18 protein-coding genes are annotated in these 19,068 nt (G+C 59.7%); 3 read left to right on the top strand and 15 right to left on the bottom strand.

Annotation, left to right across the window (positions count from 1 at the left end; genetic code table 11):
* From CFBP4996_RS20690 to tssI, 4 genes are read right to left on the bottom strand one after another with little or no spacing between them, the layout of a single operon-like run.
* On the bottom strand, positions 1-330 hold the full coding sequence (locus CFBP4996_RS20690; RefSeq protein ID WP_080853974.1) for a hypothetical protein: 330 nt from the start codon (positions 328-330) through the stop codon (positions 1-3).
* Complete coding sequence (locus CFBP4996_RS20685; protein WP_080853975.1) at positions 327-1,490, bottom strand: hypothetical protein; 1,164 nt, start codon at positions 1,488-1,490, stop codon at positions 327-329. Before CFBP4996_RS20685 ends, CFBP4996_RS20690 begins: the two co-directional genes overlap by 4 nt.
* A gap of 16 nt (positions 1,491-1,506) precedes the next feature.
* Positions 1,507-2,652 carry a hypothetical protein gene (locus CFBP4996_RS20680; protein ID WP_137396278.1) on the bottom strand — a complete coding sequence of 382 codons (1,146 nt, stop codon included), beginning with the start codon at positions 2,650-2,652 and terminating at the stop codon, positions 1,507-1,509.
* A 9-nt stretch (positions 2,653-2,661) separates the two neighbouring features.
* On the bottom strand, positions 2,662-4,773 hold the full coding sequence (gene tssI / locus CFBP4996_RS20675; protein WP_080853977.1) for a type VI secretion system tip protein TssI/VgrG: 2,112 nt from the start codon (positions 4,771-4,773) through the stop codon (positions 2,662-2,664).
* A gap of 157 nt (positions 4,774-4,930) precedes the next feature.
* Between tssI and CFBP4996_RS20670 the strand changes: the two genes are divergently transcribed.
* Both CFBP4996_RS20670 and CFBP4996_RS20665 read left to right on the top strand, forming a co-directional pair.
* A complete protein-coding gene (locus CFBP4996_RS20670) occupies positions 4,931-5,833 on the top strand; it encodes a hypothetical protein (RefSeq protein WP_233283584.1) in 903 nt (300 codons plus the stop codon).
* 246 nt (positions 5,834-6,079) lie between these two features.
* Positions 6,080-6,826, top strand: a complete 747-nt coding sequence (locus CFBP4996_RS20665; RefSeq protein ID WP_080853979.1) for a hypothetical protein — start codon at positions 6,080-6,082, stop codon at positions 6,824-6,826.
* A gap of 74 nt (positions 6,827-6,900) precedes the next feature.
* Here the strand turns inward: CFBP4996_RS20665 and CFBP4996_RS20660 are convergent, their stop codons facing one another.
* From CFBP4996_RS20660 to CFBP4996_RS20610, 11 genes are all read right to left on the bottom strand, one after another.
* Positions 6,901-7,437: a hypothetical protein gene (locus CFBP4996_RS20660; RefSeq protein ID WP_080853980.1), complete on the bottom strand. Its 537-nt coding sequence runs from the start codon at positions 7,435-7,437 to the stop codon at positions 6,901-6,903.
* Between the two features lie 99 nt (positions 7,438-7,536).
* Entirely contained in the window at positions 7,537-8,289 is a 753-nt protein-coding gene (locus CFBP4996_RS20655; protein ID WP_080853981.1) for a hypothetical protein, read from the bottom strand.
* On the bottom strand, positions 8,286-9,047 hold the full coding sequence (locus CFBP4996_RS20650; RefSeq protein ID WP_080853982.1) for an SDR family NAD(P)-dependent oxidoreductase: 762 nt from the start codon (positions 9,045-9,047) through the stop codon (positions 8,286-8,288). Before CFBP4996_RS20650 ends, CFBP4996_RS20655 begins: the two co-directional genes overlap by 4 nt.
* Before the next feature lie 3 nt (positions 9,048-9,050).
* Positions 9,051-10,733, bottom strand: a complete 1,683-nt coding sequence (locus CFBP4996_RS20645) for an SMP-30/gluconolactonase/LRE family protein (protein ID WP_080853983.1) — start codon at positions 10,731-10,733, stop codon at positions 9,051-9,053.
* Positions 10,730-11,713 (bottom strand): NAD-dependent epimerase/dehydratase family protein, encoded by a 984-nt coding sequence (locus tag CFBP4996_RS20640; RefSeq protein ID WP_080853984.1) that lies wholly within the window; start codon positions 11,711-11,713, stop codon positions 10,730-10,732. Before CFBP4996_RS20640 ends, CFBP4996_RS20645 begins: the two co-directional genes overlap by 4 nt.
* Positions 11,710-12,792: an ABC transporter ATP-binding protein gene (locus tag CFBP4996_RS20635; protein WP_080853985.1), complete on the bottom strand. Its 1,083-nt coding sequence runs from the start codon at positions 12,790-12,792 to the stop codon at positions 11,710-11,712. The genes CFBP4996_RS20640 and CFBP4996_RS20635 overlap by 4 nt, the downstream gene beginning before the upstream one ends.
* A gap of 2 nt (positions 12,793-12,794) precedes the next feature.
* Positions 12,795-13,625 (bottom strand): carbohydrate ABC transporter permease, encoded by an 831-nt coding sequence (locus CFBP4996_RS20630; protein ID WP_046800465.1) that lies wholly within the window; start codon positions 13,623-13,625, stop codon positions 12,795-12,797.
* Between the two features lie 10 nt (positions 13,626-13,635).
* A complete protein-coding gene (locus CFBP4996_RS20625) occupies positions 13,636-14,562 on the bottom strand; it encodes a carbohydrate ABC transporter permease (protein ID WP_080853986.1) in 927 nt (308 codons plus the stop codon).
* Positions 14,563-14,644: 82 nt separating this feature from the next.
* Positions 14,645-15,916: an ABC transporter substrate-binding protein gene (locus tag CFBP4996_RS20620; RefSeq protein WP_080853987.1), complete on the bottom strand. Its 1,272-nt coding sequence runs from the start codon at positions 15,914-15,916 to the stop codon at positions 14,645-14,647.
* Positions 15,917-15,940: 24 nt separating this feature from the next.
* A complete protein-coding gene (locus CFBP4996_RS20615; protein WP_080853988.1) occupies positions 15,941-17,107 on the bottom strand; it encodes a mandelate racemase/muconate lactonizing enzyme family protein in 1,167 nt (388 codons plus the stop codon).
* Positions 17,104-18,012, bottom strand: a complete 909-nt coding sequence (locus CFBP4996_RS20610; RefSeq protein WP_080853989.1) for a dihydrodipicolinate synthase family protein — start codon at positions 18,010-18,012, stop codon at positions 17,104-17,106. The genes CFBP4996_RS20615 and CFBP4996_RS20610 overlap by 4 nt, the downstream gene beginning before the upstream one ends.
* Before the next feature lie 115 nt (positions 18,013-18,127).
* On the opposite strand from CFBP4996_RS20610, the gene CFBP4996_RS20605 reads away from it, so the two are divergent.
* Positions 18,128-19,039 carry a 2-dehydro-3-deoxygalactonokinase gene (locus CFBP4996_RS20605; protein WP_080854831.1) on the top strand — a complete coding sequence of 304 codons (912 nt, stop codon included), beginning with the start codon at positions 18,128-18,130 and terminating at the stop codon, positions 19,037-19,039.
* Positions 19,040-19,068 lie beyond the last annotated feature (29 nt).

The following is a 19,068-nucleotide window of genomic DNA, read 5'->3' as shown; positions in this document are numbered from 1 at the left end:
TCAGTTCAGGTCGATATACGCAGCGTCCAGCGCAATATTCTGGCGAGCCATCTGGATAATCTTCTTGCCTTCCACCCTCACCACGCCGTCAGAACCCAATGAAATTCGGGCCTCGCCATTGCGGATCGTCAGCGTCCCGGAGCCATCGAACTCGATCATCGTCGCGAGCTTCAGAAGCTTCCCCCATGCATCCTCCGGCAACGGAAGAGCGTCCCCTAAAAGCGCTTTACGATCAGGTATCTGGTTCATATCGTGCGAACTCCCTCTAAATTCACCCAGGTGGAAGGCCGATCCCAAAATGAGCGGCGCCCCATCGACCAAAGATTTCATTTCAGTTGATCCGCCAAACCCTCCCCGATGGTGCGTGTGACGAAATCGGTATGGATCATTGTTGCAACGTCTTTTGGCGTGGCGGGAAACGCCGTGAGCGAAGCTACTGCGGCGACAACGCCCTTCCGGAAGCTTAATACGGTTCTGGCGCGTATCTTCTGCTCGCTGCCCTGGAGAGTAACGATGTCGATGAAACCTTTATCCACATCGCCAACTTTTTCGCCGGGAACGAAGCTGACGTCCTCGTCCAGCTTAAAGCCGACCTCCGGCATGAGATTTTGCAGTTCGATTTCCACCACCTTCGCGGCAAGCTGACGCAACTGATCGTCAGTTGGCGACATATCCGACTTGGGTGTTGGAAAGACGAACAGGGATACAGCCGCGTTTCCGTCCGGATCATTGGAATTTGTGAATATCGCTCCCGTATAGGACGGATTGGGATCGCTGTTCTGCGTCAGTTTTTTCCATCCGTCCGGCAGGCGTGCGGAGTAGGCGGCGCCACCGCTCGACGGCAGCTTTTCCAGATGCATCGCGCCATCAATGCTGTCAGTCGTCTCGTTGTCGAGCTTCAAAGCTCCGAAAAATTGCGCAATCTGGGGTTCGACGCGGGCGGCCTCCTCTTCTGCGTAGCCAGCGCGCACGATGAGCAGAGACTTGTCCTCGCGCCAAACCGCGACCCTCTCACGGCGGTTGAACCCATTATCCGGCCCGAGGGCAAACACATCGCCAGCGTCGCGACCATATTCCTTCATCGCGGCGACCGAAGGTGCCCATTCTTTCGCAAAGAGCCGGGCATAATCGACCCCACGCGCAACCTTTTCCGGTTTGATCTCGGCGGTGATGATCTGGATTTCGAAATGATCGCGATTGGCAGGATCATAACCGATCGTCTGCAGGGTCACATTGTCGAAGGTTTCGTACTTATCCCATTCGGACAGTGCCCGCTTTTCCTTGAACCACATAAATTTATCGATCTTGACCGAGTGAAAGTTAAGATCCTTGGCTTCCTGGAAGCTATACGGCTCCGATGCCTTCGCCGTGCTGTCGAGGGTCAAACGACTCGTATAATCTTCGGCCATAACATCCAATCCAATTGCGGTCGTCACTAAAACCATCGCCGAAAAAGACATTCGGCGCAGCACCAGAAATAGAGGCTTCAACGTTCGGTTCTCCGTATCATTTTCCCGGCCATCCCTTGATGAGGTCTGCTGCCTTATCGAGACCCGTCAAGCCGCCGGACACTTTAGCGCCACCGCCCAGGCCGAAACCAAGTTTGGCGCCGACCTCGGCGCGCGCCTTTCCTTTTTTCACGCCTGCTTCCGCAGATGCCTCAGCCTGAGCGCCAACGGCTCCCTGCAGTTCACCGCCAAGGCACACACCTATATCCCATTTGTCCTCAATGAGTTGGTTGTGCTCTTCGAACAGCCAGTTCCACGCTTTGATGACAGGATTGCCGACACGACTTGGCGTCAGGCAAAGTTCTCCGTTGACCGAGCCCTCGATAACATTTGCCTTGGCGGCAAGTTTCAGCGTCCCCGTCACCTCTTCAGGGTTACCGACAAAAGCAACCTCGCCCTCCAGCTCTCCTTTCAGCACCGCGCCTTTTGCCGCTCCGGAGATGACCTGGTCCTTGAGAACCTCGACTTTGCCCTGGGCAGCGGCGGCACTGGCTTTTGCGCTCAATTTGGCATCAATTCCGCCTTTGGTGATAGAAAATCCGGCCTTTCCGTCACCTTCCAGTGCTCCGAGCTTGTATTCTCCTGAAGCCCAATCCTTTGCCGGATCACCAAAACTGTCTCCAGCCAGTTTTTTGTCGGCTTTCCACCAGGTATATTCAGCAACCTGGAAATTCCGTTCTTTCCATTTGCCGCGCCAGTCGGTGTCATGGTCGGTCTTTCCGTCCGGGTTGCGGCGTGTATAGCCCGAAGCAAGATACTCCCTGACGCCACGCTGATATTTCTTGCCGACGCCAGCGTCCTTGTAGTCCTTGCTTAGTTCACCGAATTTCCAGGCGCTTTCCTTGCTCTCGTTCTCACGCTCCTTTTGAGGAAGGAGTTTGTTTGCGCTGGACGATCGTCCGAAAAGCACGGTCTCGTTCACAGCGGGTATATATTCGCATAATCCGCCATTGGAATTGAACGACTGCTGGGGAGCATCCGCGCGAAATGGCGGCGTGATCCCCGGAGACACCGGAAAAAACGGGTGACGTTTGAACGTCGACAGGTCAGTTTTCAACATCTCCAGGACATTGTCGTCGTCGTATGCGGAAAACGGCACACCCAGCATGCGAGACGGCGGCAATCCTGACGGTTTCTCAGCCATGGCCTACACTCAGTTCTGTGTAATCTGGTCTGCTTGGAAATGAATATGCTTCCCTTGAATCACGATATGCCCCTCGCGCGACATCGTCAGCATCGAGTTCTCTCCCACTTTAATCGTCAATTGTTCGCCCACCCGGATGTTCATGATACGCCCGATATCTGTGTCGGAGCGTCCCCGGACGATGACGCTGTGAGACTTACCGACCGTCGTTTGATAGGTGTGTCCGACGACCGTTGACTTCGCCCCGCCGACAACCTCCGAAGAACCAATACCGACGACCTGCGAGTGATTTTTCTCCACGAAAAGCTGGAAATTTCCTTTTGCAAAATTGAAAGGGTCCGGGATCTTGAGTTTGCCCAATGCGGCTCCAACCTTGTCAAAGACGAGCTTCGTCTTGTCCCTCAGAAGGTTCGACAAGGCATTTTCGCCGACAGCAATCGACATGTTGCCCGCTATGACCTCGTCATGGTCGCCACCAACTTCCGTCGATTTGTCGTTGGCCACAAGTTCCGATTTATCGCGTCCCACACGCTTGGAGTAATCGTTCAGAATTTCAAAATTCGTATCCTTCTGGGCGTGGAGAAATACCTCCTCCTTGGCCGCCTCGTCCTCAAACCGCAATTCGTTAAATCCGGACCCCTTGTGCGTGTTGGTACGGAATGTGCTGCGCGTCTTGTTCGCCGGCAGATCATAAGGAACGGTCTGACGTGCGTTCGGCACGACGCCGGTCACTAGCGGCCGGTCCGGATCGCCGTCGACGAAGGCAACCATGACTTCCATGCCGATGCGCGGGATGATCTGGCCGCCCCAGGTGGAGCCGGCCCAGTTCTGCGCAACACGAACCCAGCACGTATCCGTGCCATCCTTCTTCGCCTTGCGGTCCCACGGGAACCACAGCTTGATGCGGCCATACTGGTCAGGATGGATTTCTTCGCCCTCGGGGCCGGCGACGATCGCCACCTGCGTGCCTTCGATGCGCGGGCGTTTTGTTGACCGGTGCGGCGTCAGCGGCACACGGGCGGGGATTGCCTCGAAGTGATTGCGATATTCCGGCTCGTTGCCATTGGTCTCATAGGAGAGGTCGACGATATTGTGGCTGGCCCTGATGATCACATGCTCTTCATAAGCGTGTTCGGGATGGGCGACCTCGTAAGGCGTGAAGCGGCGGCCGGCCTCCAGAATGCGCGCGGTCGACGAACCGAAAACCCGGTCATGATCGGCTTCGATGGACTGGGTGCGCAGTTTTTGCGCGCGCTCGGCCTCTTCCACCGTCCTGATGCGGGCCGGATATTCGTAAAGCTCGCGCTTCGTCGCATCCGGCATCTGCACCAGCGACGGCGTCATCGTACCCGGCACCATGCCCGGCGTCTCGAAATTCCAGTCCGCACCCGCACGCTGGCCCGAGACATAGGAAAAACGCCGCGCCCAGTCGTTGATGTGGTTGCGATCCGAGGACCCCTGCGCCAGACGCACCGTCCCCTCCCCCTGGGCGGCCGGCGACGGCCCAAGCCAGCCGCTGGCGCTATCGGCCACATGCAGCTTGTGGGAACCATCCTCATGGCTGAACCAGTAGAACAGGCCGTCCTCCTCGAAACGGCGGGTGAGATAATCGAGGTCCGTCTCGTTAAACTGGACGCTGTAGTGCTGTGCAGGCGGAGGCGAGATGATGCCCGATGTATCGGGCGCGGGAATGCCGTGTTCGGAAAACAGCGTCTCGACGACCTCCACCGCCGTCTTGTCCATCCAGATACGGCAATCCGACCGGCGCGACAGAAGCCACATTTGCGGGCGGATGGTCAGCGCATAGGAGCGCATCCCGCGGGTGATCGGCGGGCCTTCATGCAGCTCCGTTACCAGGCCGTTGAAGGGGCGGCGAACACCGCCGCCATCGCCGTCGCCCTGGCTTATCTCGATGGAGATATCGACCAGCCGTCCGATCAGTTCTTCGGGCTTGACCGCTTCCTTCTTGGCCCGCACCGTCAGGCGAATGTCGAAGAGCTGCGATACGCCCTCCTCGACAGACAGGCGCTCTGGCAGAAGCTGGTCTTCGCCGAGTGGCGAAGACACCTTCAGAACGCGGCTCGCCTGAACGAAATCGGAAAACGAAGGCTGGTCATTCATGGCGAACCTCGATAGCAGAGCCAAAAAAATCAATCAGCTGTCAAAATCTCGACAGAATGCAATCAAACATTGTGGCGAAACCATGGATTCACCATGAATTCCGCAACCTTGATATGCCAAAATTCCATCGATGAAATCTGACAGGTTGAGGTATGAAGTGACGCTCGAAAGAAACCCGAGGCAGATAAAACACGACGCCGACAGTTACGGCTTGCGCCGCGAAGAAGCCGCCGGCGCTCACCATGGGGCAGGATGGTGGGTCAGTGTCAGGCGGCGCGGCCACAGGATCGTCAGGCTGTTCAAGGACAGCATCTACGGTTCAAGCGATGCCGCCTATCGTCAGGCGCGCGCCTACCGCGACGCCATCATCCTTGCCATTCCGCCCGCCACCAATCACGAACAGGCCGTACTTCTGCGCAGAAACAACCGAAGCGGTATCTCCGGCGTCAGGCGCATCGAGACCACCGACGGCGACATATGGCAGGCAACTCTGATGACCAATGAGGGACAGAAAAGAGAAAACTTCTCCATCGCAAAACTGGGCGAGGAAGCGGCAAAGTCGATGGCGATCACGCAACGCCGCAAATGGCTGAAGGCACTACCCGTTACTCATCTCGCATACGCGCATCACGCTGCCGAGGTGGCACACACGCAGTTTGGCGACGAGCTTGCGCCTGCAGGCGACGTCCTGCCCGAGGCTCATCCTGACGATCAGGGCATTGAGGCGCGTATCAGAGCCATCAACGACCGCTTTGATGCTGCTCGCCCGAAGCGGCTACGGGTCCGGGTCAAAAGCTACGCGACGGACAGAGTGTCCATCGCCATCTCCAATGCTGGCAGCCCGGTGAGGAAAAAACTCACGCATCTCAATACGCGGGGCAGGACCGCGATCGAAATCATCGACGCTATCGAGAGTGCTATGGAGGAAACGGTTACCGCCATTTACGACCAAGACACCTGGGTCTGGTTCATGGCCGAACATGGAAGCGAACTTCTCAGTTCCCGAGACTTCAATATCAATGAGGGATTCAATATCCTCGTTATTGTGCCGGGGCGGTGACAATAGTCAGATGTCAAACGTTTAGCTGGAGCGAGCGACTACACACCGCACAGAAAACAGACCTCATGTATCACGCGATCTGATCGATGCCCACGACCTGCCAGGAAATCTCAAACCTCCTCTGTAGACGGATGTCCTTGGCCTGTTCGGTAACCGTAATCTGTCATATACGATCGGCGTCAGAAATCGCCCAACGCACTTGGGTGATCGGTTTTGCATCCTGTGCAAGACGGGAGGTTTTTCCGAATGAATTTCAGAACGATGTCCTGCGTCGCAGGAGCTGCTTTCATTCTCGCAATGCTGACGATCACCCTGCTCATGCCGCTTCAAAGCGCATATGTTGTGAATCTGGACCATCGCCTTGTTCCGGCAAGCTCAGCCCATCTGTTTGGCACCGATGAACTGGGACGAGATATGCTTTCGCGATTTCTTGCGGGCAGCAGGTACACGCTCCTGACGGGATTCACGACGACCCTCCTTGCTTGCGCATCGGGATATCTTATGGGAGCCGGAACGCCAAAATGGTTCGGGCGTCCGATTGTCCTGCTTGCATATGTGTGCTTTGTCATTCCGTCGTTCCTGTTGGCACCGCGGTGGCCAAACCGTTTGCTCACAACCGCACTTTGCACAATCGCCATTTTGCCCTTGTTCATCATTTCACTGATTGTCATTGCCGGCGCGGGACTGACAGGTTGGGCGAACTGCTTTGTGCTTGGCCCGCTGTGGGGTGTCGCAATCGCGTATGTGTTCCAACGAGATACTTCGCCTGGTGCCGGTGCCGCGCTCACGATCTCCGTCTTCGCGTGGGCAGTTGCGTCACATGCGGTGCTGGACATTCTCGGACTCGGTGTGTCGCCGCCTGAACCCAGCTGGGGAATTATGTTCGTCGCTCAAAGTCAGTCATGGGGTGCCCAAGTGGCATCCGCACTTAGCTTCTTGATGATTGCGATCTTCGCCTTCAGTTCCAGCGATATTATCTCGCGAAAAACCTGAAACCTTTTACGTCTCGAGTTTTGAGGCGGTTCGTCGGGTTGCGTGACAATTTACCTGCGATATACGCCACGACCTCACCGACTTGAGCCGATATTGACGACGGCGGACGAACCTACCTGAACAAAAGAATACTCGACCGAACCTCGTTTCCACCAGGCTGTCGTACTTTCGATCGCGTCATTCTTGTCCAGATTATCCGGTGCACCAAGCCTCTCCGATAATGCATCCAGGAAACCGGCAGGTCTTGGCGTGGAATATGCGCATGCTTTGTGTCCGTTCGGACCAGTAGCAAGCCAAAAAGACAATGACTCGGCTCCGCCTGCCTTCTCGTGCCGCCAGCCCACAACGTCCACCGAACCGCCATTATAGGCGACGAAGCTACGACGCCACTCCTGCGTTTCCGCATCGGTCAGCCGCGGCCAGCCAAGTTCGTCACCCTTGATCATCGCGGTCTGCACGGTGGGCGCTTCACAAATAGTGAGAAGGCGCTCCGCCGTCATGTCCGCCGACATTGCTGTGGCCACCCCGAAACTCAAAAATGCAGAGCAAAAGCTGCCGATGGTCGATACCCCAAGGTGCCGAAGCGGACTTGAACGCTCTGTATTCCTCATTTCTTCTCCAGTTCGTCATCGTCCATGGGATCAGACTGCCGCGTCCGAAAGTAAACGTTGTGGGATGCATACAGCCAGTTGAGGATCATGCCCCTGCGTTCATACCGGCCGCAACAGGCTTCCTGTCGTTCGCAAACGCTCTTCCAGTAATTCCATAAGCTGCTCCTCGCGAATACGACCCTGCCCCAAGCCGAGCTTCATGGCCAACTCGCGCCAACCATAGGTCGGCCGTACCTGGGGTGCGCCATAGGCATCAGCGAACCGTGCAAGAGCGACTGCATACCCGTATCCGTATTCCATCTCGACAGAGCCGCCGACAGATACCCAGATATCGGCACCGATAAAAATCGGCGTCCTGAAATCGCCACCGACAACCATCGACGAGTCTTCCCTGGACGCAAAAACCCAGTCCCTGACGATGGCATCTCCGGTGACGAAGATAATGCTGGCCCAGTCATTGTCGATGCTGCCACACTTCAGATCACCAAAGACAACGAGGGTAACATGGCCATCGCCCCCTTCGATGCATGTTGAGACTTTGCCGCTGACATGCAGGTTTCCGTCGATCACAGTGATCCATGAAGACGGGACGAAATCCCCGTCAATCGTGAGATCGCCGCGATGAATGCACGCGTCCGCGGTTTCGTTTTGGGGGCCTCCGGGAACCAGCTGAAACCTCAACAGGGCCTCGGCCACGGTGGGGTCGGGAAGCTTCCTCGACCTCTGGGTCACAAATTCCTGCCACTCTGCTGACGTTACGCTGTTCAAGGGGTATTCACTCTCCTCTTTTCGCCGAATATGCCTGAACGGCAGCATGCCGCTGGTAGCAAGCCGTGCCGGCAAATCCGTCAATATCCACCCGTCAGAAAAATGTTCTCCCCGGTCATGAAACTGCAGGCCTCGGAAGACAGGAAGATGGCGGCGCCCACCATTTCTTCCGGCTGCCCGGCACGGCCCATCCAGTTCAGCGTCCGGACGTATTCCGCCCAGCCTTCGGGGTCCTCATCACGACGGTGGGCATTGCGGTCTGTGTCGATGAGGCCGGGCGCGAGCGTGTTGAGCAACACATTGTCGCGCGCATAATCCCGCGCCTGACTCTGAATCAGATTATGCTGCGCTGCCTTGGTCGCGGCATAGGCGGTGACGATGCCCTTCGGCCGCAGCTGATTGACCGAGCCGATGGAAACCACCCTGCCCCATTTGCGGGCCGCCATGCGCGGCAGGGCCGCCTGCAGCATGTCCACCGTCGAGCCCAGATTGACCGCCAGCTGAAACGCCAGATCGTCCGGCGTCAGTTCCGACAGCACAGCGTTGATCTGGGCGCTGGCATTGATGACAAGAATATCGACCGGTGCTATCGCCTCGGCCCGTTCGATGAGATCACGACCGGCACCGGGTTCGGAAAGATCGCCCGCCAGTTCCTGCGCCGTGCCGCCGCTTGCGACGATCCGGTGCTGCACGGCTGCGGCAGCGCCCGGCTTTACGCCATGCAGGATGACATGGGCGCCCGCGCCCGCCAGCCCCTCGGCAATGGCGGCGCCTATGCCGCGGCTGGAACCGGTGACGAGCGCCGTGCGGCCCTTCAAACCAAAGACGCTTTCGAGACGCATCCTTTATCCTTCAAACAGCGAGATGCGCGCGCCGGCAATTCCCGGGCGGCAGGAAAACAGGCCGCCGGAGAGCGGTGCGTCGGCGAGTGTGGAGGCAGGCAGGCGCGTGCGGGCGCTGGTGATGAACAGCGTCGACAGGTCCGGCCCGCCAAAAGCGATGCTGGAAGGGCGTGGCACCGGCATGTCGATCACCTGGTCGAGCTTGCCGTTCGGAAGATAACGGCGCACGCACCAGCCATCCCAGATGGCGCACCAGACGCCGCCTTCGGCATCCACGGCCAGACCATCCGGCCGGCCATCGGCCACCGGAATGCGGGCGAATTCACGGCGCTGCGACAGCGCGCCCGTCGACGGATCGCAATCATAGGCGTGGATGAGGCCGGGCACTGTATCGACGAAATAGAACGTCCTACCATCGGGGCTCCAGCCGAGACCGTTTGAGACGATGATGCCGCCTTCCTTGCGCTCGGATGCGCCATTGGCATTGATGCGATAAAGCGCACCCGTGGGCTTGGAAGCGTCGATGCGCATCGAGCCGACCCAGATCGCGCCATCCGGCCCGCATTTGGCGTCGTTCAGGCGGTTATCGGCAATGCCAGCCTCCGGGCTGACGAAGGGTGTCAGCCGGCCGGAGGCGAAATCCAGCCATTCGACGCCATCCTGCGACGCCACCAGCAATCGCCCGCCGGTGACCGGAATGACGGCGCTGACCAGCTTGCCGGTCTCGCAGGTTTCGTTGCGGCCAGTAGCGGGATCGAAGCGGTGCACCGCCGGATGCAGGATATCCACCCAATAGAGCGCGTTTTCCCCCTCGTGCCAGACCGGGCTTTCCCCCAGCTGCGCGCCCCATGGCAGAATGCAGCTGAGTTCGGCACTGGGGCGGCCCGTTGCCGAACGCGGGCGCGGTCGCGAGCTGATCGCCACGGCCCCGGCTGCACCGGTAATGCGGCGGGCGGCGGCAATCAATTCACGCCCGGCGGGATGGATATTGGAGGAATCCAGCCGCGACGACGGCCCGAGCGCAACAAGCACGCCCATCGGCGTATTGTCCCGGCCCATGACAGGGGCAGCGACCGAATTCACGCCCGGCAGATGCTCCTCGTAGGAAATCGAATAACCCCGCGCCCGCGTCAGCGTCAGATCCGCCTGCAGCGCATCGAGGGTGGTAATGGTTCTGGGTGTCTGCAGATCGAGCGTCAGGCGATCCAGCAGCGCGCGGCCAACGGCGGGGTCCTGAAAGGCGAGCAGCGCCTTGCCCGGTGCGGTGCAATGCAGGGGCACGCGGCGCCCCACCTCGACGCGCACCGAAAGACCGTTCGGCGAGCGTTCGGCGAGATATTGCGTCATGGTGCCGTCAAGCCGGCACAGCGCAACCGTCTCACCCAGTTCAGCGGCCAGCCGCTCCAGTTCCGGCGTCGCCGCCGAGACGAGATCGAAGCTCTCCCAGACCTTGTGGGACATTTCCAGAAAACGCTGGCCGAGAACATAGGTGCCACGGGCCTCATCCTGACGGACGAGGCCATAGGCGATGAGGGTGCGCAGGATGCGCGCGAATGTCGGCTTCGGCAGACCGGAGGCGCGCAACAACTCCGCAAAACGCGGTGGTTCCGGCGCATCGGCGACCATGTCAAGCAGGGTCAGCCCCTTGGCCAGCGCCGCGGTGCCGCCTGGCGTCTCGGGTTTCATTGCCTCAGCTCCTTCGCGAGCCGCTGCCGCCTTGCGGCCGCTGCCTCTTCCAGCATCCTGTCCATCGTCCATTCCGCTTCAAACCCCAAAGTGTTTCTGATCCGCTCGTTGGACGTATGGTAATAAACGCCGTCGCCAGGAAAATCGACTGTCACGATAGGCAGGCCGGTCAGCGCCGCAATTTTCGGCAGAAGCACGGCGAAATCCGCAGGTTCATCCGCCCCGAGATTGAAGATGCCGCCCGCCGCTTCGGGATGGTCGAGGGCAAGCAGAATGCCCGCCACCATATCGCGTGTCTCGGTTATATGCATGCGGAACGGCCGGCCGTTTTCGTTGCGCGCCAGAATGTGCGCGGGTTCGCCGATATCGCGGGACTGGAGCAATTCGGCGATGGCAGTGTTTCCGAAATTCTGCTGCTGGCGGATGCGTGGCCGCAGGAAAAACCGGGGGCCGGAAAAGAAACTGTCCTCATCCAGCAGCTCCGCCGCATCCTGCGTATGCGAGAAACGCAGGATCACCGTTTCCATCGTGCCGCTTCGCTGGTGAAAGCGCACCAACTCTTCGCCCAGAAGCTTGGTCAGACCGTACGGCGAATTGGGGCAAAGTGGATGGTCCTCGGTGACCGGCAGGAACACCGGCCGGTTTTCCGGATAGACCTCACCCGAGGAAGCGAAAACGAACCGCCGCACGCCAGCTGCTGACGCCGCATCCAGAAGCCGGCGCGTGCCCTCGACATTGACGGCAAACATGCGGTCGCGATCCGCCGGAGCCCAGGACATGAACGCCCCCAGATGCAGAACGGCGCTCACACCCTTGATGGCGTCGGACAAAGCCTGCGCATCCTCAAGTGACCCTACAACCTCCTCGCCGCCGATTCCCGATGGTCTGAGATCAAAGCCGCGAACGGTTCGGCCCTGCGCGCGCAAGGCGGCGACAACGGCACGGCCGACACGGCCTGACGATCCGGTGACAAGGATCATAGCCTTGCTCCGGTCTTTGAATCGAAGAGATAAAGCTGCGCCGGATCGAAACCGAGCCGGAGCGCCTCATTGCCGGGAAGATTGCCGGTATGCGAGACGCGCGCGATCAGCCCCTTGGACTTGCCTTCTTCGCCATCTGCGACCCTTGCGCCCTCCGCATCGAAATAGACATATTTTTCCGATCCCAGGCTTTCCACCAGCGTCGGGCGGACTTCGAAGGTAACAGGCGCATCGCCCAAAACGAGGTGTTCCGGCCGCAGGCCGACGATCACGCTGCCCTGACGGTCAAGGACCCCCGGCAGGGAGACCTGTTGCCCAAACAGGGTAACAGTGCCGTCACGCAGTTCGGCGTTGAGGAAATTCATGCCCGGAGAACCGATGAACCCGGCAACGAAAAGATTGGCCGGATTGTTGAAAAGCTCGTCGGGTGCGGCGATCTGCTGGATGATGCCGCCCTGCATGATGACGACGCGATCCGCCATCGTCATCGCCTCGACCTGATCATGCGTCACATAAACGGTGGTGACGCCGATGCGCTTGTGCAACGCGCCGATCTCGGCACGCATATGGACGCGCAGCTTGGCATCGAGGTTGGACAGCGGCTCATCCATCAGGAAGGCCTGCGGCTGGCGCACGATGGCACGGCCAAGTGCAACGCGCTGGCGCTGGCCGCCCGAGAGATCCTTGGGCTTGCGATCGAGATAGGGTGTCACTTCCAGAATGCGCGCCGCATCATCAACCCGGCGGTCGATCTCGGCCTTGTCGGTGCCGCGCATCTTGAGGCCGAAGCCGATATTTTGGCGAACGGTCAGGTGCGGATAAAGCGCATAGTTCTGAAACACCATGGCGATGTCGCGGTCACCCGGCGCAAGGTCTGTGACCTCGTTTTCGCCGATGAAAATCTGGCCTTCGCTTGCCGGTTCGAGACCGGCGAGGATTTTCAGCATCGTCGACTTGCCGCAGCCGGAAGGCCCGACAAGCACCACGAACTCGCTATTCTCGATCTCAAGCGAAAAGGGCCTGAGGACGTTGAGCGCGCCATAGGACTTGCTGACGTTGCGAATGGAAATATTGGCCATGCTTATTTCTCCGCGCCAGCGGTGAGGCCGCCGACCAAATAACGTTCAAGGAACAGGTAGATTGCGATGATCGGCAGCGCGATGAACACGGATGCGGCGGAAATGTCGTTCCAGTAGGTGACATATTCGCCCTGCATCGTGGTGATGCCGAGATTGGCCGTCCAGTTGTCCGGCGAGTTGACGAGGAAGGTGCGCGCATAGGCATAGTCTGCCCAGCTGAGCACGAAGGCATAAAGTGCGGTGGCGGCAAGCCCCGGCGTGGCGATGGGAAGCACGACGCGCACCATCGCGCCGATCGGCGAGCAGCCGTCGACCATGGCAGCCTGTTCCAGTTCCTTCGGAATGGTGTCGAAATAGCCTTTCAGCATCCATGTGGCGAAAGGAATGATCATTGTCGAATGCGCCAGCACCAGTGTCCACAGGCTGCCGATCAGGCCGAAGCTGGAAAAGATCGAAAACAGCGGAATGACCAGCAGCGTCGCGGGCAGCATCTTGGCCGTGAGCACGAAGAGACCCATCGTCGCGCCGCCCCGCATGGAATAACGCGACAGCGCATAACCGGCGCTGACCGAGACCAGCATCGACAGCGCCACCGAGCCGATGGCCGCCAGCATCGAGTTCCAAAGCCACAGCAGGATCGGTTTTGCCGCCCAGACGCGGGCGAAGATGTCCCACTGCGGATCGTCCGGCCAGAAGGTCGGCGGCAGGCGGTACAGCTCATCGGTGGTGGAAAGCGCTGTGACCAGCAGCCAGTAGACCGGGAACAGGATCATCACCAGCGTGAAAATCACAGTCGCGTAAAGGGCAAGGCTCTGTAAAAATGTCCGTTTCATCAAAGCCTCCTCAATAGATCGATTTCGAACGCCGGCCGAGCATCAGGAGGCTCGCGACGATGCAGATCACCAGTGTCAGCACGCCGACGGCGGCGGCACGGCCGAAATTGTGATACTGGAAGGCCTGATCATAGGTCATGATCGACAGCGTCTGGGTTGAACGCAGCGGCCCGCCGCCGGTCAGAACCTTGATGATGGAAAAGTCGCGGAATACCCAAAGCAGCGTCAGCACCAGCGTCACGCCCAGCACCGGCATCAAAAGCGGCATGGTGATCCAGCGGAAACGCTGCCACACACTCGCGCCATCGACCTTGGCCGCCGCATAGTAATCGGCGGGGATGGACTGCAGGCCGGCCAGACACATGATCGAGACGAAAGGAAAACCCTTCCACACCATGGTGATCGCCACGGCCCAGAAGGCGGCCGTGGAACTGCTGACCCACGGGATCATCTGATCGGTGAAACCGAGCTTGATCGCCAGCCAGCCGAACAGGCCGAAGGAGGTGTCGAACATCCACGCAAAGATAACGACCGCAATGATTTCCGGTACCGCCCAGGGCAGCGCCATTCCCAGCCGCGCGACGGTACGGCCCTTGAAACGGTTATTGGCGAGAAGCGCCGTGCTGAGGCCAACCGCGACGCTGCCGGCAGTAACGACGATGATTAGTTTCAGCGTTACCCAGCAGGCCAGCCAGAATTCCGGCGACGAGAACAGCCAGGTGTAGTTGCTCAGCGAAAACGGCCGGCTGGCGCCGCCAAGCCTTGGTATCTTGACCTGCTGGAACGACAGATCGATGGCCAGCACGAGCGGCCAGACGATGATGGCGGCAACCATCAGGACCGCGGGCGCGATCAGAATATAGCCGAGGAGATGTTGCCGGCTGGGACGCGCAAGATCGAAGAACTTGCGACGCCCAGCCCGAACGGGTTCGGTCATGGATGGTCCTCCTGCCGGATGCGAATGATGGCCATGGCCCTTTACGGGCCATGGCAGGACAACAAGATCAGGACAATGGGGATCAACCCTTGATGGCTTCGGCCTTTGCCTGCATGGTTTTCGCCACCTCCGCCGGATCGAGATCCTGAATGATCATCCGCTGGCTTTCTTCCATCACCATCTTGCTGAACTCGTTGTAGAAAAGCTCAAGCCCGGTCGGAATGCGGTCGATACCGGCTTCCGACGCGGCCTTCATTGTTTCGATCAGCACCGGAAAATGCGGGATGGTCTTTTCAACACCCGAGACGTCCGCCTTCGGGCTTGGCGGGGTGTTACCGCCAAGGGTGGCGTAACTGCGCTGGAATTCCGGCGTCATCGTCAGCTTGATGAAATCCCAGACCAATGCCTTCTGGTCGTCGGGAATATCGGCCGGCATGGCCAGTACGTTGGAAGACCCGCCGAGCGGCGGATGAAGCGGCGGCGCGACGTAGACGATGTCACTCTTGGCCGAACCCTTTTCGGTCGTGCCGTAAAGCCACGGCCCATCGAGCCGCATCGCCATCTTGCCATCGGCAAACAGCTTGCGCACGTCGCTGGCGCTCATGTCGACCGGGCTGATGCCGCTCTTCATCACGGTTTTCCAGCGTGAAAGGCCCTCGACCATCTGTGGCGTGTCGATGGTGATGTTGCCGTCCTTGTCGGTCCAGTAGGCGCCGGCATCGATGATGTAGTTCAGCATTTCCGTGAGATATTGCCCCGGGCCGCCCTTGGTTTCGTGGCCGGTGCCGAACTGGTCGATGATGCCGTCGCCGTTCAGATCCTTGGTCGTGGCTTTTGCGGCGGCCAGAAACTCGTCATAGGTCTTCGGAACCGCAACGCCCGCTTCTTCCAGCAGCTTCTTGTTATAGGCCATGACGAAACCGAAATAGTTGGTCATGATGCAAACGGTTTCGCCGTTCCATTCGCATTTCTGCTGGCCGGCCCAGCCGGTCATGTCGATGCCGTCCTTCTTCAGCCACGGGTCGAGCGGTTCCAGCCAGCCGCTATCGGCAAACATCTGGAATTCGAAGGACGCCAGATGCACGATCTGCGGCGGCTGGTTGGCGGCGAAAAGCGTGGTCATCGTGTCCGCGTAGGAACTGCGCTCCGCCTTGGTGAATTCGATCTTCACGCCCGGATGCTGTTTCTCGAAGGCGGCGATGGCGGAGTGCCACCATTCGCCCGTTCCGGCATCATCGGTCTGCCAGGAAATGAACTTCAGCACGGTATCGGCCATCGCAGGCGCAACAGCGCCCATGGTCATCAAAACGGCGGTCGCGGTGCTGAGCGCCAGCTTTTTCATTCTTTCGGTCATGGTTTCCTCCTCCAAAAAACCAAATCAGATACGTTCAATCAGACCGAGCGCCGCCTCCGACGGTCTTACCCCAAGTCCCGATCCGGACGGCAGGTGATACCTGCCCTCGCGGCAATCCATGTCACCGTCCAGCAGGCGGCGGTTCGGCTCGAAGATCGAGTGCTGGAATTCGTGTCCCTTCAGCATCGACAATGTCGACGACGCCTGCAGGCTGGCGGCAAGGAAGATGCCGGCGCCAACGGTGGCGTGCGGGATCACGTCAATGCCGTGTTCGGCGGCAAGGGCACCGATGCGGATGAAATTGGTGATGCCCTTATGGCCCATTTCCGGCTGCACGATCGCGATGCGGCAGCGTTCGATGCGGGCGCGCATATCCCAATGGGTGCGCCATTCCTCGCCGACGGCAATCGGCACGTTGGTATTCTTCGAAACCTTTTCCAGTCCGGCGATGTCCTCCGTCCAGACCGGCGCTTCGGCGAACCACGGGTCGAAGGGCTGCATTTCGGCAATCAGTTCCAGCGCCCGCTCCGGCGTCTGGTTCCAGTGCATGTCGGCGGCGATCTTCGCCTGAGGCCCAAGGACATGCCGGAGATTGGCGATTTCCGCCGCCGGGCCGTCGTCAGCCACCGGCGTTGCGAATTTGAAAGCGTCAAAACCGCGATCCCGCCAATATTTCGCCAGTTCCCCGCGCGCCTTCAGCGTTCGTTCAGGCAGGCCGGAAACATAAGCCGGAAACGTATCTACCCCGCCACCAAGAAGGTCGCGAACCGATTTGCCGGCTTCCTGTCCGGCAATATCCCAGAGCGCAATATCAAGCGCGGCGAGCGCATCGACGTAAAAGCCGCCGGTATAACCGCGCACCCGCATCATGTCGTAGAGGTCGTCATAGATCGTCGAAGGATCGGACGCATCGCGGCCGATCACGAAACCGGCGAGAAGATCATTGATGAGGGCGGCAACCGCGCCGGGGGCGACGATGCCATAGGTCTCGCCCCAGCCGACAGTGCCGGCCTCGGTGGTCATGCGCACCAGCACGCTGCGGTCGAAGGTGGGGTAGACCGTGCGATTGCCCTTGCGCACGATATAGCCGTTGGGATTGACCACCTCGCCGTCCCTGAGCGCGCCAAGATAGGGAACCTTGCGCGGCTGGGTCAGCGTGAAGACTTCGACGGTTGCGATGGGGCTGTTCATGCGGCCTCCGCGGCAACGAGGCCAAGTTCGACCAGATTTGCGTCAATATCGGCAATGGCCGCCGCATCAAGCTCGGGTGTCGGTGCACGCACACCGACGCCTTCGATCACGCCGCGACGGGCGAGTACATATTTGGTCAGCCGCATGCGATAGACCGCCTGCAACACCAGAAGCGGGAGGGTGCGGACATAGATCCGGCGAGCCTCTTCCTGCCGCCCGGCAACAAGCGCCCGGTCGATAGCCACATGTTCCTCGGCGATCTCCAGCGCCGGCATGGCCGCCGTAGCACCTCGGGCATATTCGTCGAGAATGTAACGGGCGCCGCCGCCACCGATGACGCCCTTCAGGGTCGAAGGCGCATGGGCGATGATGTGGCTGATGGCCGGGCCGGCGGGAAGCGTTTCTTCCTTGACGTAGGTCACCTGCGGCAAGGCGCGCACGATCTCCACGATCGCCTGCGGCGAAAGGTCGGAGCCGCGCGGCGCAGGCGCGTTCTGCAGTATGATTTCAACCTCGGGCAGCGCCTCGACGATCCGGCCGAGGAATTCGATCAGCGCCGGCGCATCCGTGCCGACGGATTTGGGCGGCTGCACCATCAGGTGGCGAATGCCAAGCGCCGATGCCGCCCGCCCATGCTCGACCACCTCACGCCAGTCGGCCGCACTGGCGCCGGCCACAACCGGCACCCGACCGGCCACCGCATCCACGACGATCTTCAGCAACGTTGCACGCTCGGCGGCATTCAAAGTCTCCACCTCGCTTGCAAAACCGGGAAACACGACACCATCCACGCCCTTGTCGAGCGCAAAGACCACCAGCCGCTTCATACCTGCTTCGTCAATGCCGCCATCCGCCAGAAACGGCGTGGGCAGAACAGGCAAAATCCCCTTGAGGCCAGCCACCATTTTTTTCCTCCCAAATAAGTATCATATTTTGATACCTTGAATTCACTAATTGACACTACATAGACTCGCACCCTATGACAAGCCCCAAGATGAAATGAACGAGGAGGTTCAAGACATGGCAGCAGCGGCAACATCGATCATCGTTGATTGGGGAACGACATCACTGAGGGCGGCGCTCGTTGGTGAAGGCGGCGAAGAGCTCGATCATCTTGAAACAGCCGACGGTATTTCGAGCCTCGGCAAGGGTGAGCATGAGGCGGCGCTGATGGCGGCACTCGCACCCTGGTTCTCGCGCCACGGGGCCTTGCCCGTCGCCGCACTCGGCATGATCACCAGCCGCAATGGCTGGGTCGAGGTCGCTTATGTGCCTTGCCCGGCAGGCCCGGCGGAACTTGCCGCCGGCACGGTGCGCAGGTCGCTGCCGAACGGCTCCGACCTCGTCTTCCTGCCGGGTCTAAACGACCCCGCCCGCCAGCCCTTTCCGGATGTGATGCGCGGCGAAGAAACCCAGATCGTCGGCCACGGCCTTGGCGAAGACGCCACCCTCATCATTCCCGGAACCCACAGCAAATGGGCGCGGGTAAAGGCGGGGCGGATCGACGGTTTCCAGACATTCGTGACCGGTGAAATCTTCAACCTGCTCATCAATCATTCCTTCATCGCGCGCGGCTCAACGCAGCCGCCGGTCGATGATCCCGAGGCATATCGCTGGGGTCTGAAAGAGGCAAAACGATCCGCCGCCATGCTCTCGCTGCTGTTTTCGGCGCGAACCGGCGGGCTTGCCGGCCGGCTTTCGCCGGATCAGCTGCGCTCCTATGTGCGGGGACTGGTCATCGGGGAGGAGTTTCGGCAGGCCCGTGAGACGGGATGGTATGCGGAAGGAGACGAGGCAGCTGTCGTCGGCAATGACGGGCTGAACGACCTCTACCTGGTTGCCGCGGATGTATTCGGCCTCAAGACATCCATGGGTGCGGATGACGCCCTGACGAAAGGGGCCTTGACTGTCCTTCACCAAGCGCTTTCGTAACCTCAGCCGACCGCGGGATGCCGAAATGG

It is taken from the genome of Agrobacterium leguminum, assembly GCF_005144435.2.
In the GTDB taxonomy this organism is placed as follows: domain Bacteria; phylum Pseudomonadota; class Alphaproteobacteria; order Rhizobiales; family Rhizobiaceae; genus Agrobacterium; species Agrobacterium leguminum.
This window is presented reverse-complemented; position numbering and strand designations above follow the sequence as displayed.